At 57.0% G+C, this 17,923-nt stretch carries 3 protein-coding genes; all 3 read left to right on the plus strand.

Going from position 1 to position 17,923, the window contains the following annotated elements; genetic code table 11:
- Positions 1-113: 113 nt before the first annotated feature.
- Genes KDD30_RS06720 through KDD30_RS06740 form a run of 3 tightly spaced genes read left to right on the plus strand, consistent with a single transcriptional unit; the run spans position 114 to position 17,922 of the window.
- Positions 114-9,734 (plus strand): non-ribosomal peptide synthetase, encoded by a 9,621-nt coding sequence (locus KDD30_RS06720; protein WP_211648521.1) that lies wholly within the window; start codon positions 114-116, stop codon positions 9,732-9,734.
- Between the two features lie 23 nt (positions 9,735-9,757).
- Positions 9,758-14,116 carry an amino acid adenylation domain-containing protein gene (locus KDD30_RS24485; RefSeq protein WP_256449230.1) on the plus strand — a complete coding sequence of 1,453 codons (4,359 nt, stop codon included), beginning with the start codon at positions 9,758-9,760 and terminating at the stop codon, positions 14,114-14,116.
- Entirely contained in the window at positions 14,002-17,922 is a 3,921-nt protein-coding gene (locus KDD30_RS06740; RefSeq protein ID WP_249199284.1) for an amino acid adenylation domain-containing protein, read from the plus strand. The genes KDD30_RS24485 and KDD30_RS06740 overlap by 115 nt, the downstream gene beginning before the upstream one ends.
- The last annotated feature ends 1 nt before the right edge of the window (position 17,923 follow it).

Here is a 17,923-nt window from a genome sequence, read left to right on the forward strand (position 1 = left end):
TTTTGATTAACCCAGGACATTTAATTTTCACCAGTTCTGTCAGTTGGTGTGTTGTTTGTATGCAGACCGGACGGTGAGTTCAATTGCGTATTAACAATATGATAGGGAATGTTATGAATAAACAGGCTCACTTCAGAGGAAATGAAATTCAGTCTCATCTGTCCAACCTTTCCGAAGAAAAAGAATTGCACGCGATCACGACGGCCCAGCATGAACTTTGGCTGAGTGAACGTATGGCCGCTGAGCAAGCGTATAATTTTTGGGGGTATGGCGTGGTTCATGGGGCCATTGACCGATCACTGCTTGCCCAAGCGGTGGATGCGATGATTTTCGATACGACGGCAATGCAGGCCAGATTTATCGAGGAAGGCGGAGAATTGTATCAATATCATGCCAGTCCATCATCAAATGTTCTTGAATTTATTGATTTTTCATCAGAGCCCGATGCGTTTCAACGTGCTTTGACCTGGATGCGCCTGGATGCGGATACTCCAATTTCGGCATTCGATCAAAAATTGTCTCGTTTTGTGCTCATCACGTTGGCACCTGAAAGCTATATTTTTTATCGCCGTATTCACCACATGCTGATTGACGGCCGGAGTGGTGAGGAATTTTCCCGTCGTATTGTGCTTTGCTACAACGCATTGGCGCGTGGGGAATCGGCGCCTAAGTTTGACAATTGCCGTTTTACCCAATTATCTGACAATGACCTCAAATACCAATCGTCTTCAAGACCCGCCAAAGACAGCCAGTTCTGGCAGCAATATATAGCGAATACGCCGCACACACTGACCCGAAAGGAAAAGCGGGTCAATTATTCTGAAATGAACATCAGCACGCACACACTGGTTCAGGCGGAGCTTGAACAAATCGAGCAGTGTGCGGCACAGGTTGGTGCACATCGTGCGCATGTCCTTGCAACTGCAGTGGCGGCGTGTTTTTACAGCCTGACTCAGCAGCCATCACTGAATTTCAGTTTGCCAGTCACCGGTACAATGGAGCGAAACAGTCTCGGGATGACCGCAAACGTTGTCCCGCTGATTTTCCAGCTGGACCCGCACGCTGATCTGGCAAGCCTGACCAAACAAGTTACAACAGAAATGGGCAAAGTCGTCCGGCGTCAGCTTTATCGGGGCGAAAACATTCGCCGTGACCGAGCAACCGCTGATAGCGCCTGGTTCGGACCGACCATTAACATCGTGACCTTTGATAATGGCGACAGTTTTCTGAACTGTAAAACCCGCTGGCATTACGGTGGCAATATTGCCGTCAGTGACATGCAGATTCTGTTTTTTGAAGACAGACAGGCTCAGGTGATGGATGTGATGTTTGTCGATGCACCCCATATCCATACGCTGGCGCAACTGGAACATTTACAGCAAAGGTTTCAGCAGATTCTGAAAGCCATTTGCCTGCATCCGGAGATGAGTCTTAAAGCGCTTGTACAGGAAGTGAGCCAGAAAGACAAAGCACATCTGGCCGATAATTTTTATGTCTACCGTCAGGCACCGCCTGCTGGCGGTGTGCTGCGCTGGGATCAGCCTGCGCAGGCGATGATCCGGCTTGATCATGCACTCAGCCATCCGTCTCAGGGATGTCCGCTCAAACTTGCTCTGCCAAATCGTCTGATTGGGATCGGGCAGATTGAAATTGAGAAGGATAGGTCGGATGCCTTGCCGGGCACTGTACTGAAAATCACTTCAGATCACTGGGAGGTTGCCATGTCGGCAGGGACGGTGAGAATTGGTCACTGGTTCAATGCGTCTGGCCCCATCACCTGCGGTGTTCGGCTGGCGCAACAATACGACATTCAGACGGGGCACACCTTGCCGATGCTGAATGACAGTCAATCCGCACAGCTTGCCGAACGTTTTTTGCAGGGGGCTGATTTTGCCTCTTTCTGGTCTTCCCGCCTGAATCAGCCCATGCCTTCCGCGTTTCCGGCCCGGCATCACAAGCAGGGCCAGACTGCATGGCAAACTTCGGATTGGGTGACCACGGGCGATACCCGGCTCGAATCTTTGCTCTCGGCTGTTGCGGTCTATCTGGCGCGAATGGGGTCACAAACCGATTTTCAGATTGGTTGGCTACAGCGCACTAAAAACACGCTGCTTTCTCATGCCATTTTGCCGGTACAGGTTTCGCTGGATCTGACGAAAAACTTCGCGGAAACCCAAGCTTTACTGCAGGTTGAATGTGAGCGCGTTCAGGCGCATTTACCTTTTCACCCTGAATTACACGCATTGCTGACGCCATCGTTCCGTTGGCCGCTGGCCGTTGAACTGATTGCTGAACCGCAGGCAGCCCCCGCGCATGCGCCGCAGACCTCCGTTTTGCTGCAGGTGTGTAAACATCAGGGGCAATTTCGCTGGGTGTATGATGAAGCCGCACTGAGCTCGGCCATGATCGATGCAGCCAGCCAGCATTTGCTGCAATTTCTGTCACAGGCGCAACTGCATTCGCAACAGTCCTGCCAAAGTCTGACATTCATCAATGCGCAGGAAACGCAGTTTCTGACGGAAACCTTGAATGCAACGGCCATTTCTCTTCCAAATAGCCCCAGCGTGCACGCCGGGATTGAAGCGCAAGCGGCTCAATCGCCGGATGCCATTGCGGTCCGTTGTGGTCATCAAACCCTGACTTATGGCCAGTTAAACGCCCGGGCGAATCAGCTTGCCCGTGAACTGATTCTGTATGGCGTCGGGGCCGAGTGTCGCGTCGCGGTCTGTGCTGCGCGCAGCCCGGAAATGATTGTTGCTTTACTGGCCGTCCTGAAGGCGGGCGGGGCTTATGTCCCGCTTGATCCGGCTTATCCCGGTGAACGGCTGAGTTATATTCTGCGCGACAGCGATCCCGTGCTGCTGCTGGCGGATGAAACCGGTCGGCAAGCCTTGGGGGAAACACATCTTCCGATGCTCCTGCTGGATGAGTCGTTACCGGCCACCATTGCTGCGGATAATCTCGCGGTCCAGATTCAGCCGGATCAACTGGTGTATGTGGTGTATACTTCCGGCTCAACCGGCCAGCCTAAAGGCGTGATGATTGAACATCAGCAATTACAAAACCTGATTGGCTGGCACGTTGAAGCCACCGGCCTGACAGCGGATGATTGTACAACCTCCATGGCGGGGCTGGGCTTTGATGCCTGTGTCTGGGAGATCTGGCCGACATTGTCCATGGGGGCGACCTTACTGATGCCGACGCCCGATCTGCTTGGTGACAGCGATGGCTTGCTGAACTGGTGGCAGAACAGCGATGCTCAGATCTCTTTCATGATTACGCCACTGGCCGAAATTGCACTGGCCAGCCAGCGCTTGCCTTCGCAGTTACGCATCTTGCTGATTGGCGGCGACAGCATTCGCCGATGGCCGCTGGAGTTACCGGAAGGCCTGACTTTGCTGAATAATTACGGCCCGACGGAAACCACGGTGGTGGCAACATCCGGTAACCCGGATACCGGTGCCACGGTGCCATCCATTGGTCGCCCGATTGCCAACACGCGGCTGTATCTGCTGGATGATGGCGGTCAGCCAGTGCCATTCGGTGCGGTGGGAGAATTGTATGTCGGTGGTGCGCAGGTGGCCCGGGGCTACCTGAATCAGCCGGAACTCACCGCAGCACGTTTTCTAGCGGATCCGTTCCTGGCCGGTGGCCGGATGTACCGGACCGGGGATCTGGTTCGCTATTTACCGGATGGCAGTCTGGAATATCTGGGCCGGAACGACCAGCAAGTGAAAATCCGGGGGTTCCGGATTGAGCTGGGTGAAATCGAAGCCCAACTGACAACGCATCCGGCTATATCGGATGCTGCGGTGGATACGATTGCCGATCAGGGCGATGAAAAGCGCCTGGTCGCCTGGGTGGTGTATCAGGCGGGTCAGGATGCAGCAATCAACCCCGTTGATCTGACGGCGTATCTTGCCGAACACCTGCCGGACTATATGATTCCGGGGGCATTTGTGACGCTGGATGCGCTGCCGTTGTCACCCAATGGTAAGTTAGATCGCCGTGCCTTACCTGAACCGGATCTGCACTCGCAGGGCCGGGCAGGTTATGAAGCGCCGCAATCGGAGGCGGAGAAACAACTGGCGGAGATCTGGCAATCTTTGCTCGGGGTTTCACAGGTTGGCCGGCAGGATAACTTTTTTGAACTGGGCGGACATTCGTTGCTGGTGGTGAAGCTGATGGCTCAGCTTCGCGACGCTGGGCTTTCCGCGGATTTACAGGCCATCTTTGCCTCGCCCACGTTAGCAGAACTGGCGCAAACACTGGGGATGCAAACCGAAATCCGGGTCCCGGAGAATGGGATTCAACCGGACAGTCAGCAAATTACACCCGCAATGTTGCCGCTGGCCGATTTGGCACAGGAGGATGTTCATGCCGTGATCCGTTCTGTGCCGGGTGGTATTGCTCAGGTGCAGGATATCTATGCGCTGTCACCGCTACAGGAAGGGATCTATTTCCACCATTTGATGGCTGAAGCAGGCGATCCGTATCTGTTGTCGGCGACTTTGCGTTTCGACAACCGGGAAAGGCTGGATGACTGGCTGGTCGCCATGCAGCAGGTTGTCAATCGTCACGATATTCTGAGAACGGCTTTTGTCGGGTCGGGCGCGGCGTCTCCGGTGCAGGTGGTCTGGCGCACGGCAACGTTGGATCATCGGGTGATCCAGCTCGATCCGGCAGAGGGCTCTGTCAGCGAGCAACTGTCCACCCGATATGATCCGAGTCATACCCGGATGGATCTGACGCAGGCGCCGTTATTTCATCTGGTCTCAGCACAGGAAGCGGATGGCAGCTGGTGTCTGCTGCAGCAATGGCATCACCTGATCGGCGATCACTCCACATTAGCCTTTATGGTCGAGGAAATGTCGCAGCTGATGTCTGGGCAGGCGGTATCGCTGAAACCGGTGCAGCCATTCCGAAATGCTGTCGCTCAGGCACGGCTGGGCGTCCGTGAAAGTGAGCATCAGGCATTCTTCCGGGACATGCTGTCTGAGATTCATGAGCCAGTGCTGCCATTTGGTTTGAGTCATGTCTACGGCGAAGGTTTACGAACGAATGAAGCCCACCTGACCGTCCCGGATTCACTCGATCAGGCGTTGCGCTCGCAGGCGAAGCGTCTTGGGGTCAGCTTGGCCAGTTTGTGCCATCTGGCCTGGGCGCAGGTGCTGGCACGAACCAGTGGCCAGAATACGGTCGTGTTCGGCACTGTTTTGCTGGGCCGGATGCAGGCAGGCGAGGGTGCCGATAGTGCTTTGGGTCTGTTTATCAATACGTTGCCGCTGCGTCTGGACATGGATGATCGGAGTATTGAAAGCGCGGTGCGTCAGGCGCATCAAAGCCTGAGCGGCTTGCTGGCGCATGAACATGCGTCTCTGGCACTGGCGCAGTCTTGCAGTGGGCTTACGGCAGGCACACCTTTGTTCAGTGCACTGCTGAACTACCGTCATAATGAAGGCGCAGAGCTGACTTTGCCGCAGGGCGTCAGCCTGATCTCAGCGAAAGAGCGGACCAATTATCCGTTTGCTCTGAATGTGGATGATGGGATGGACTCGCTGTCACTGACGGCACAAGTGATTGAACCGGTTGATGCGGCTCGTGTGTGTGCCTATATGCAGCAAGCTTTAAGCGGACTCGTCAATGCGCTGGCGAAGACGCCGGATTTACCGGTCTGTGAATTGCCGATTTTGCCGGATGATGAATATGACTTGCTGATTAATGAGTTGAACAGCACAACACGTGATTATGATCAGTCGGCGTGTCTGCATGAATTGTTCGAGGCGCAAGTCGTCCGGACGCCGGATGCGACAGCACTGATTTGTGGTGACGCGCATCTGACCTATGCGCAGCTGAATGCGCGGGCCAACCAGCTTGCCCATGCGCTCATGGCCCGGGGTGTCGGGCCGGACAATCGGGTTGCCGTCTGTGCAGAGCGCAGCCTTGATATGGTGGTGGCACTCTTTGGTATTCTCAAGGCTGGTGGCGCTTATGTTCCCCTCGATCCGGCATATCCGGGAGAGCGGTTGCAATACATCCTGCAAGATGCTGATCCGGTGCTGTTGCTGGCTGATCCGGCGGGTCGTGATGCGCTGGGTGAGCATCCGGTCCCTGTGCTGCCGCTGGAGCAGCGACTGCCAGCCGATCTCAGTGCGGACAATCCGATCCCGCAAGCCACCCCGCAGCATCTGGCTTACATGATTTATACCTCGGGCTCGACAGGCAAACCTAAAGGGGCAATGAATGAACATCAGGCGATCGTGAATCGTCTGATCTGGATGCAGGAAGCCTATGGCCTGACACCACAGGATAAAGTGTTGCAGAAAACCCCGTTTGGGTTTGATGTCTCTGTCTGGGAGTTTTTCTGGCCCCTGATGTACGGCGCTCAGCTGATTATGGCGAAACCGGAAGGCCATAAAGATCCGGATTATCTCAGTCAGACCATTTCTCGTGACGGTGTCACTACATTGCACTTTGTGCCCTCTATGTTGCAAAGCTTTCTGGCTTATAACGGTGCCAGTGAAGGGTGTGACTCTGTGGTGCGGGTGTTGTGCAGTGGTGAAGCCTTGCCCGCCAGTCTGGTGACCGAATTCTATCGCCAACTGCCGGAAGCGGAATTACATAACCTGTATGGCCCGACAGAAGCCGCCATTGATGTCACAGCCTGGCATTGCAGCCGATCCCCGGCGCTGGTGACCGTGCCGATAGGTAAACCTGTGGCGAATACCCGTATTTATCTGCTGGATGAATATGGCCAGCCAGTGCCGCTGGGAGCGGTGGGTGAACTCTATATCGGAGGGATCCAGGTTGCACGAGGCTATTTCAACCGCCCGGAACTGACCGCAGAGCGTTTCCTGAGCGACCCATTTTACGCCGGGCACGGTGGCCGGATGTATCGTACCGGCGATCTGGCGCGTTACCTGCCCGACGGCAATATCGAATATCTGGGTCGAAATGATCAGCAGGTGAAAATTCGTGGCTTCCGTATTGAGTGCGGTGAAATTGAAGCGGTTCTGGCTGCGCATCCTCAGATCCGTGAGGCGGTTGTTGATGCCAGAGAGGATGCGCACGGGGAGAAACGTTTATTGGCCTGGGTGCTGCCGACAGAAGACGGCGTGCCTGAATCGGTGCAATTGCAGGATTATCTGACCGGGCGGTTACCCGACTACATGGTCCCAAGCGCTTTCATTCCGATTCATGGGGTGCCGCTCTCACCCAACGGTAAATTAGACCGTCGCGCTCTGCCTGATCCAGAGGCGGTTGAACATCAGCGTGCCGTCTATGAGGCACCGGCGACGGAAACGGAACAATGTCTGGCGGAACTCTGGGAAACCTTGCTTGGCGTTGAACAGGTCAGTCGCCATGATCATTTCTTTGCACTGGGCGGTCACTCGTTACTGGCGGTCCGGCTGGCTAACCGGATGCAGCAGCTGGGCTATCCATTGCCGCTGCAGCAGCTCTTTGCTAATCCGGTGTTGCAGCAGTTAGCCCGCCAGATGGATCGGGCACAGCCAGCGCAATTACCGGCAATCCAGCCCGTGGCACGTGAATCACGTCTGCCGCTTTCTTTTGCGCAGCAGCGCCTGTGGTTCCTGACTCGCCTTGATGGTATGAGCGAGATTTATCACATGCCGATAGCCATCCGTCTGCGGGGTCGCCTGGATATTCACTTCTGGCAGCAGAGCCTGAACACGATTGCTGAACGTCATGAAGTGTTCCGGACCCGGATTTTGTCTGAGCAGGGTCAGCCTTATGCACAGGTGGTTGAGGCAGGCCAGTTGCCACTGTCGCATCATGATCTGCGACCGGAAGCCGCGGAAAACGAAACGGAGGCTGAGGTGCTGGCCCGTCAGTTGATTGCGGATGAGGCCGCAAAGCCTTTTGATCTGGACAACGGACCGCTGGCACGGGCAGCTTTGATTCGTCTGGCAGACGATGACCAAATCTTCTGCTTTACCTGCCACCATATTATTTCTGATGGCTGGTCCAACGGCATTCTGCTGCAGGAACTGGCGGCAACATACACGGCTTTGGTGAACCACCAGCCCAACCCGCTGCCTCCGCTGGCAATTCAGTATGTAGATTTTGCACACTGGCAACGGGCGTGGCTGACGTCCGACCGGCTCACCGAGCAGGCTCGCTACTGGCAGCAGCAACTGGGCGATGCGCCTGCGTTACTGACGCTGCCAACTGATCGGCCCCGCCCGGCGGTTCAGTCATTCGAGGGTGGTGCTGTTCCGGTGAAGATCGGACCGGCGCTGGTGCAGTCTCTCAGACAACTGAGTCAACAGCAGGGCACCACGCTCTATATGACGATGCTGGCGGCATGGGGGATCGTGCTGTCCCGGATGTCCGGTCAGCAGGATCTGGTGATTGGCACACCGGACGCCAACCGGCGACAGTTGGAGACCGAATCGCTGATCGGCTTCTTTGTCAGCACACTCGCGCTGCGTTTGGATCTCACCGAGGATCCGTCCGTGCCTGCATTCCTGGATCAGGTGAAACACACCTTGCTCGCAGCGCAGGCCCATGGGGATTTGCCTTTCGAGCAGGTGGTGGAGCAGATCAATCCACCGCGTCACCGGGGCTATACGCCATTGTTTCAGGTCATGATGAGCTGGCAGGATGGCAGTGTGCATCAAACCCGCTTGCCCGGACTGACTGCCGAAGCACTGATTGCAGATTACAGCGCGGCCAAATACGACATGACTTTGGATCTCACGGATCATGGTGATCAGGTGGAAGGCTTGCTGTACTTCGCCACAGCCTTGTTTGATCGCAGCACAGCGGCCCGCTATGTCCGTTATTTTGAGCAGGTATTGCAGGGAATGGTTCAGGCATCGGCTCAGGGGGCGGCGTTGCCAGTTTCCCGGATTGATTTGCTGACAGAGGACGACCGCCGGCAAATCCTGACGGACTGGAACCAGACCGGACAGCCCGCTGTTGATCTGGCGTGTATGCACCACAGATTTGAAGCCCAGGCTGCGCTGACACCGGATGCCATCGCCATCGAATATGGCGACGAGCAACTGACTTATCAGGCGCTGAACCGTCACGCGAACCGGCTGGCGCATCGGCTGATTGAACAAGGGGTTGGTCCGGATCGCTTCGTGGCGCTGTGTACCGAGCGCAGCCTGAACACCGTGGTTGCCATTCTGGCGATTCTGAAAGCGGGGGGCGCCTATGTGCCGCTGGATCCGGCTTATTCCGGTGAACGTCTGGAATACATTCTGGCAGATGCGAATCCGGTTCTGCTGCTGGTGGATCAGGCCGGACAAGATGCTCTGGGTCAGCAAGATGTCCCACAGCTGGTGCTGGATCAGCATTCACCCGAGGAAAGCACTTCCCCAGAACAAAACCCGCAAGTTCCGGGACTGACGCCTGAGCATCTGGCTTATGTGATTTATACCTCCGGCTCGACCGGTCAGCCCAAAGGCGTGATGGTTGAACACCGTCAGGTGGATCGCCTGTTTACTGCCACTGAGGCTGAATTTGGTTTCCGCGCCGACGATGTCTGGTGCCTGTTCCATTCCTTTGCTTTCGACTTCTCGGTCTGGGAGCTCTGGGGCGCGTTGCGTCATGGCGGCCGTCTGGTTGTGGTGCCGCAGTCGGTTGCCCGTTCGGCGACCGCGTTTTACCAGCTGATTTGTCAGTCGGGCGTCACGGTACTCAACCAGACCCCGAGTGCCTTTAAAGCGTTGATCCAGGCGCAGGATGAGACCCCCATCAACTGAGATACATCGTCTTTGGCGGCGAGATGCTGAATCCGGCCGATTTAATGCCGTGGTATGCCCGTCATGCTGACAATGCGCCTTTACTGGTGAACATGTATGGCATTACCGAAACCACGGTGCACGTGACTTACCGGGCGATGTCTGTTGCTGATGTGCATGCGGGAGGCAGTCCGATTGGTCACCGGATTTCTGATTTACGTCTGTATTTGCTGGACACACACGGACAACCGGTACCGCATGGCGCAGTGGGTGAGCTCTATGTGGGCGGCGAAGGGGTCGCCCGGGGGTATCTGAATCGTCCGGCACTGAATGCCGAGCGTTTTCTGGCGGATCCTTTCCATGCTGGTGGTCGTGTGTACCGTTCCGGAGATTTAGCGCGTTATCTGCCGAACGGTGCGCTGGAATATCTGGGCCGGAATGATCAGCAGGTGAAAATCCGCGGTTTCCGGATTGAGTGCGGCGAGGTTGAAGCCCGGATTCTGTCGCACGATCAGGTGCGTCATGTCGCCGTGGATGCCTGGCAGGGTGATGACGGGGAAAAACGTCTGGTGGCTTGGGTGGTGCCTCAGGCACAAACGGCGCGTGATACCTTTGCGGCAACGTTGCGCCAGTTCCTGAGCGGATTGTTACCGGATTACATGGTGCCTGCAGCGTATGTCTGGATGGATCATCTGCCGCTGACCACCAACGGGAAGCTGGATAAACGTGCTTTACCGGCCCCGGACAGTGGGGCGGCTGTGCGTCAGGCATTTGAGGCGCCCCGTGGTGAAAAAGAACAACTGCTGGCGACGTTGTGGCAATCCCTGCTCGGTGCTGAACCGGTCAGTCGGCTGGACAATTTCTTTGATTTAGGCGGCCACTCCTTACTGGCAGTCCAACTGGCAAACCGGCTGGAACAGGCGGGCTGGGTGATGCCACTTTCAGCACTTTTCGGGTCACCTGTGCTGCATGAACTGGCCACAACGCTGCGTGCTGTTCAGGACAGCCAGACCTTACCGATCCCGGTGATTGCCCGCGAGGGTCAGTATCCGCTGTCTTATGCGCAGCAGCGTTTATGGTTTCTGAATCAGATGGACAGCAGCAGCGACACCTATCACATCCCGCTGGTGCTGGATCTGAAAGGGCATTTGGATCGGGAAGCGTTTTCCCGGAGTCTGGATGCGCTCTATGCCCGTCATGAAAGTTTGCGCAGTATTTTTGTGGCTCAGGACGATCAGCCTTCTGTGGTGCTGTTGCCGGAAGGCAGCATGCCTGTTGCGTGGCACGATCTCCGTGGCGAGTCGCTTTCGAAAGCAGGGGTGATGGCACAGATCCGGGACGTGATGAAGGCACCGTTCGATCTGACAACAGGGCCGCTGATCCGGGCGCATCTGTGGCAGCTTGATGAAGAAAACACGTGCTTCCTGCTTGTCTGTCACCATATTGTGTCCGATGGCTGGTCAACCAAAATTCTGCTGCAGGAACTGGGAACGCTGTATGGGGCATTCAGTCAGCAGCAGCAAAATCCGCTGCCACCGCTGAGTCTTCAGTATGTGGATTACGCGCACTGGCAACGGACGCATCTGACGCAGGATAAGCTGGATGCACAAGCGCAATACTGGCGCGAAACGCTGGGACAGGCGCCGACACAGCTGACTTTACCCACCGACAAACCCCGGCCTCAGGTGCAGTCTTTTGCCGGGGCGTCCGTACCGTTTACCATTGAGCCGAAGCTGACTCAGGCGCTGCGGGCACTCAGTCAGCAACAGGGCACATCACTGTTTATGACGGTGTTGTCTGCCTGGGGCATCGTGTTGTCCAAACTGGCGGGTCAGGATGAAGTGGTGATCGGAATGCCGGAAGCTAACCGGGGGCGGCTGGAAGTGGAGCCCATGGTTGGATTCTTTGTCAGTACACTGGCCCTGCATTTGGATCTGCGTGACAACCCCTCCGTTGCCATGTTCCTGAGCCGGGTGCGACAGTCTGTGCTGAGCGCCCGCGAAAACAGTGATCTGCCATTCGAGCAAGTGGTTGAGGTGCTCAATCCGCCCCGGCAGCTCGACCGGACACCCGTCTTTCAGGTGATGTTGTCCTGGCAGGATGGTTCGGTTCACGCCCTGAGTATTCCCGGTCTGGATGTGACGGATGCCGGGCTGGATTATGACATTGCCAAGTTTGATCTGACGCTGGGCATGACCGAAACCGGGGATCATCTGACGGGCTCACTGAACTATGCTACGGCCTTGTTTGATCCGCAGACCGTGACGCGATTCACCGGCTATCTGAACGAGATCCTTGAATCGATGGTGTCGGATCCGGCTCAGCCCGTTTCTCAGCTCAATATGTTGCCTGCGTCGGAGCGGGAGCAGTTGCTGGTGCAATGGAATCAGACGGAGCGTCATTATCCGGCCAGCCGATCGGTGCATCAGCTGATCGAAGCGCAGGCCGCCCGGTCACCTCAGACGGTGGCCGTGATTTGCGGTGATGAAGTGCTGAGTTACGGCCAGCTGGACAACCGGGCGAACCGGCTGGCACAGGCGCTGGTGGCGAAAGGCGTCAGGGCAGAAACCCGGGTGGCCGTGTGTGCCGCACGGCGGCCGGACATGCTGGTAGCCCTGCTGGCGGTGCTGAAAGCCGGGGGCGCTTACGTCCCGCTGGATCCGGCTTATCCTGGTGATCGACTGCAATACATTCTGCACGACAGTGATCCGGTGCTGCTGGTGGCGGATTCCTGTGGCCGGAATGCGCTGGGAGAAATTCAGCTGCCGGTTCTGGCACTGGATGAACCCCTGTCGACGCCGGTGACGGCTGAATTACCGGATGTGGATGTCCGTTCGGATCATCTGGCTTATGTGGTGTATACCTCGGGCTCAACGGGGCACCCGAAAGGCGTGATGGTGGAACATGCCCAGTTGATGAACTTAATCGGCTGGCATCTGGAAACGACCGCTCTGCAAGCCAGAGAAAAAACAACCTGTATGGCCGGTCTTGGGTTTGATGCCTGCGTGTGGGAAATCTGGCCTGCCTTGTCGCAAGGGGCGACTTTACTGTTACCCCCGCCGCAGGTCACCGGGGACAGTGATGCCTTGCTGAACTGGTGGCATCACAGCGGTGCGCAGGTGTCCTTTATGGTCACGCCGCTGGCTGAAGTGGCATTGTCTGCTGGCCTGGTACCGCCGACATTGCGTCAACTGCTGATCGGGGGAGACAGTCTCCGTCGCTGGCCACTCACTGTGCCGCCGGGACTGACGGTGGTGAATAACTACGGTCCGACGGAAACGACGGTGGTTGCGACATCAGCAATCCTGGATCTGACGGCGCCCGTGCCAAACATTGGTCGCCCAATCAGTAACACGTGTATTTACTTGCTGGATGAAACCGGGCAGCCGGTTCCCCGCGGCAGTGCCGGTGAACTCTATGTCGGGGGCGTGCAGGTGGCTCGGGGTTATCTCAATCAGCCGGAACTGACCGCGGAACGATTCCTGACGGATCCCTTCCGTCCGGGCGGTCGGATGTACCGGACCGGGGATCTGGTTCGCTATCTGCCGGATGGGCAACTGGAGTTTTTAGGCCGGAATGATCATCAGGTGAAAATTCGCGGCTTCCGGATTGAGCTGGGCGAGGTGGAAACTCAGCTCGGAATGCATCCGATGCTGAAAGATGTCGCGGTTGATGCGCTCCCCAGCCGGGCGGGTGACAAACGTCTGGTGGCCTGGGTGGTGCCTGTCGCTGATGAAGAGCGCGTAGATGAAGCCACGCTGTCGTCATCATTGCGGGCGTATCTGGCGGAGCGGCTTCCGGATTATATGATTCCGGCAGCCTTTGTACCGATGACTGCGTTGCCGTTGTCTCCGAATGGCAAACTGGAGCGTCGCGCCTTGCCGTCCCCGGCAGATGAATCGGGCCGTGTTTTCGCAGCCCCGAGCGGGGCGATGGAGAGACTGCTGGCGGGTATCTGGTCGCAAGTGCTGGCGATCGAACCGTCGCACATCAGCCGGCATGATAATTTCTTTGAGCTGGGCGGACATTCGCTGCTGGTGGTGAAACTCATGGCTGCGCTGCGCCGCTATGGTTTGTCAGCCGGTGTGAATACGCTGTTTTCAGCACCGACGCTGGCTGCACTGGCTGCCGCGCTGGAGACACAAACGGTGATCGAAGTGCCTGAAAACCGGATCACCCCGGAAACCACTCAGATCACCCCGGCGCTCTTGCCGCTGGCCAATCTGACTCAGCCTGAGATTGATCATCTCCTTGCCACGGTTCCCGGGGGATCGCCAATGTGCAGGATATTTACGGCCTGTCGCCCTTACAGGAAGGGATTCTGTTCCACCATCTGCTCAGTGAAACCGGTGATACGTATCTGCTGTCAGCCATGTTGCAGTTTGATACCCGGGATCGCCTGAATGCCTGGCTGTCGGCGCTGCAACAGGTGGTGGATCGCCATGATATCCTGCGGACCGCCTTTGTCAGTCAGGGACTTTCGGAACCGGCGCAGATCGTCTGGCGTCAGGCTCGTCTGCCTGTGACGGAACTGGCAGTGGATCCGGCGCAAGGGAAAATTGCCGACCAACTGCTGTCGCGGTTTGATTCCCGCCATTCGCGTTTGGATCTGACTCAGGCACCGTTACTGAATCTGGTGATCACACAGGATGAAACCGGACGCTGGCTGCTGCTGCAACAGTGGCACCACCTGATTGGCGACCATTCCACCTCGGCGCTGATTGAAAGTGAAATCGCCACGATTCTGGATGGTCAGGCAGAGGCGCTGAATCCTGCACCGCATTATCGCGAGGTGATTGCACAGGCGCGGCTGGGGATCAGTCAGGCGGAACACGAAGTCTTCTTCCGGGAGATGTTGGCGGATATCGACGAGCCGGTGTTGCCTTTTGGTCTGAGTGACATTCGCGGGGATGGGCAGGATACGGTGACATCTCATCTGCGTGTTCCGGCAGCGCTGAATCTGGCGCTGCGGGAGCAAGCGCGGCAACGGGGCGTCAGTCTGGCCAGTCTGTGTCATCTGGCCTGGGCGCAGGTGCTGTCACGGATCACCGGGAAAGATACTGTGGTGTTCGGCACTGTCCTGTTGGGCAGGATGCAGGCCGGAGACGGTGCAGAGCAGGCGATGGGGCTCTTTATCAATACTTTGCCGTTGCGTCTGGATCTGAACGGCACGGATGTGGTGAAAGCGGTGCAGCTGGCGCATCAGCGGCTGAGTAGCTTGCTCCAGCATGAACATGCCCCGCTGGCACTGGCCCAGCGATGCAGCGGCATGGGGGCTGGCGCACCTTTATTCAGTGCCCTGTTGAATTACCGGCATAACCAGGGCAGTGAACTGGTCCTGCCTGGAGGCGTGACCTTACTGAGTGCCGAAGAGCGGACCAACTATCCGTTTGTGATGTCGGTGGAAGACGGCGGTGACTCGCTGGGTCTGACCGCACAAATTGCTCAGACGGTGGAAGCCGACCGGATCTGCGGTTATATGCTGCAGGCGCTGACGTCACTGGCGCACGCCCTGAGTGAAACCCCTGCCATGCCGGTGAGCACGCTGGAGATTCTGCCTGAAGCCGAATATCGCCTGCAGCTGGAACGCTGGAATCAGACCGCAACGGATTATCCGGCGGCAGCCAGTATCCAGACGCTGTTTGAACAGCAAGCTGAACGCAGCCCGTCTGCCATTGCGGTGACCGACGGCGCGACACAGGTCAGCTATGCGGCGCTGAATCAGCGGGCGAATCAACTGGCGCATACTTTAATCGCGCAGGGGGTTGAGCCCGGTGATCGCGTCATTCTCAAGCTGGGACGCAGTCTGGCGCTGGTTGTTGCCCAACTGGCGGTTCTGAAAGCCGGGGCTGTGTATGTCCCGGTTGATCCGACTCTGCCAGAGGTTCGTCAGGCCTGGATTATCGCCGATAGTGGGGCGCGTGTGATGATTGCCCGACAGGCGGGAACAGAAGGGTTGGTCTGGATCCGTCCGGATGCACTGTCGCCTTGTCAGGAGAATCCTGGCGTCTCGGTTTCCAGCACCCAGGCGGCTTATATCATGTATACCTCGGGATCGACCGGTCAGCCGAAAGGCGTCATGACGCCGCATCAGGGAGTCACGCGTCTGGTGATTAATAACCGGTATGCGGCATTCGACCAGACAGATACCGTGGCCTTTGCCGCGAATCCGGCTTTTGATGCTTCGACGATGGAAGTCTGGGCGGCGTTGCTGCACGGGGGCAAGCTGGTGGTGATTGCACCGGATACCATGATGGATGCGGCTCAGTTCGCACAAACGCTGGCAACCCATCAGGTCACAACGCTGTTTCTGACAACCGCGCTGTTTAATCAGTATGTCCATGTGATCGGGGAGACGCTGTCGCAACTCAGGTATCTGATTTGTGGCGGTGAAAAAGAAGATCCGGCCGCATTCGAGGCACTGCTGGCTCTGGGGGGGCGTGTCAGACTGATCCATGCTTACGGGCCTACGGAAACGACGACTTACGCCACCACGGCGCAGATCGATCGTGTGTATGGCCGCTCACGGTTGCCAATCGGTAAACCAATCGGTAATACCCGCACCTATGTGCTGGATACACAAGGCCGAGTCGTTCCTCGCGGAGCAGTCGGGGAGCTCTATATTGGCGGTGTCGGTGTCGCACTGGGGTATCTGAATCGTCCGGAACTGACTGCCGAACGCTTCCTGCCGGATCCGTTCAATACCGGCGGGAAGATGTACCGGACCGGCGATCTCGTGCGTTATCTGCATGATGGGAACCTTGAATATCAGGGACGGAATGACCGACAGGTGAAAATCCGGGGTTTCCGGATTGAAATGGGTGAGATTGAAGCGCAGCTTCTGAATTATCCTGCGCTGCGCGATGCCATTGTCGATGTCCGCAATCTGGGTGAGACACAAGGGCTGGTGGCCTGGCTGACGACCTCTCAGCCAATCCGGCCAGCTGTCGCAGAGATCCGTCAGTATCTGAGTGAACATTTGCCGTCTTATATGCTGCCGTCGTCTTTTGTCTGGCTGGATCAACTGCCGCTGACTCCCAATGGTAAGGTCGACCGCCGTGCACTGCCGGAACCGGAGAGTCAGGATTTTGCCGGTCTGACTTATGTGGCGCCCGCAGGGGAAACGGAAATGCTGCTGGCACAACTGTGGTCTGAATTGCTGGGGGTTGCACAAATTGGCCGTCAGGATCATTTCTTTGAACTGGGCGGTCATTCTTTACTGGCTGTGCGGCAAGTCAGTCTGGCGCAGCAACTGGGACTGGAGATACCGGTACAGGCGATTTTCGATTATCCGGTTCTGGCGGATTTGGCCGCGCATCTGGATCAGGCGCACACCGGCCAGCGTCCGCGTGTGGCACTGCCAGCACGCCGTTCAGGTCAGCAGTCCCCCTTATTCTTCCTGCCGACGGGCTTTGGGGATTACAGTTATGTCTATGAGATGGCAAAAGCCCTGAATCCGGATCATCCGGTCTATGCCGTGCCCTGGCCGGATATGTCGGAAGCATTACCCGACACCATGGCACAGATGGCGCAACGCTGCGCAGAGATGATCCGTCAGGTTCAGCCGCACGGGCCATATCATCTGTTTGGCTATTCTTCCGGCGGCGTTCTGGCTTATCAGGTGGCAGCTTTACTGGAGAACACCGGAGAGCCGATTGCCTTCCTTGGGCTGTTCGATACCATGCGTCCGCAACAGGCAATGCAACGTGAGACACAGTTGTTCCTGAGCTGGCTGGAAGTCGAGCATACTGATCTGCCGGAAGAATTGATGGCGCGTTTCCGGGCGATGCCCCTGAAAGACATCTTACTGACGCTGAACGAGATGGGGATCCGGACACTGATGGCCGATCCGCTTCAGGAACTGTCCCTCTGGCAGCAGCGATACCACTATGCAACGCTGGTGGGCAAGGCGCAGATTGTGCCGCAGCAATTCAGTCTGCATCTGTTCAAGGCGAAAGAGATGATGCCACCGATTCGCAGTGAGGACCTGATTCAGTACTGGAACAGCATCAAACCGGCCGGGTTCTGCCGGGACGATGATTCTGCACTGGGCTGGGAATCTCTGTTGCCTGCGTCGCTACTGAAGGTACACCGGGTGGATGGGGATCATGGCACCATGGTGTCGGATGCGCAGAACCGGGCGCAGCTGGGGGATTGCATCAATCAGCTCCTCTCGCCGGATGCCGTCAGGAAGGAGGCTGACGTTTAAT

This window comes from Photobacterium sp. GJ3, assembly GCF_018199995.1.
GTDB lineage: Bacteria > Pseudomonadota > Gammaproteobacteria > Enterobacterales > Vibrionaceae > Photobacterium.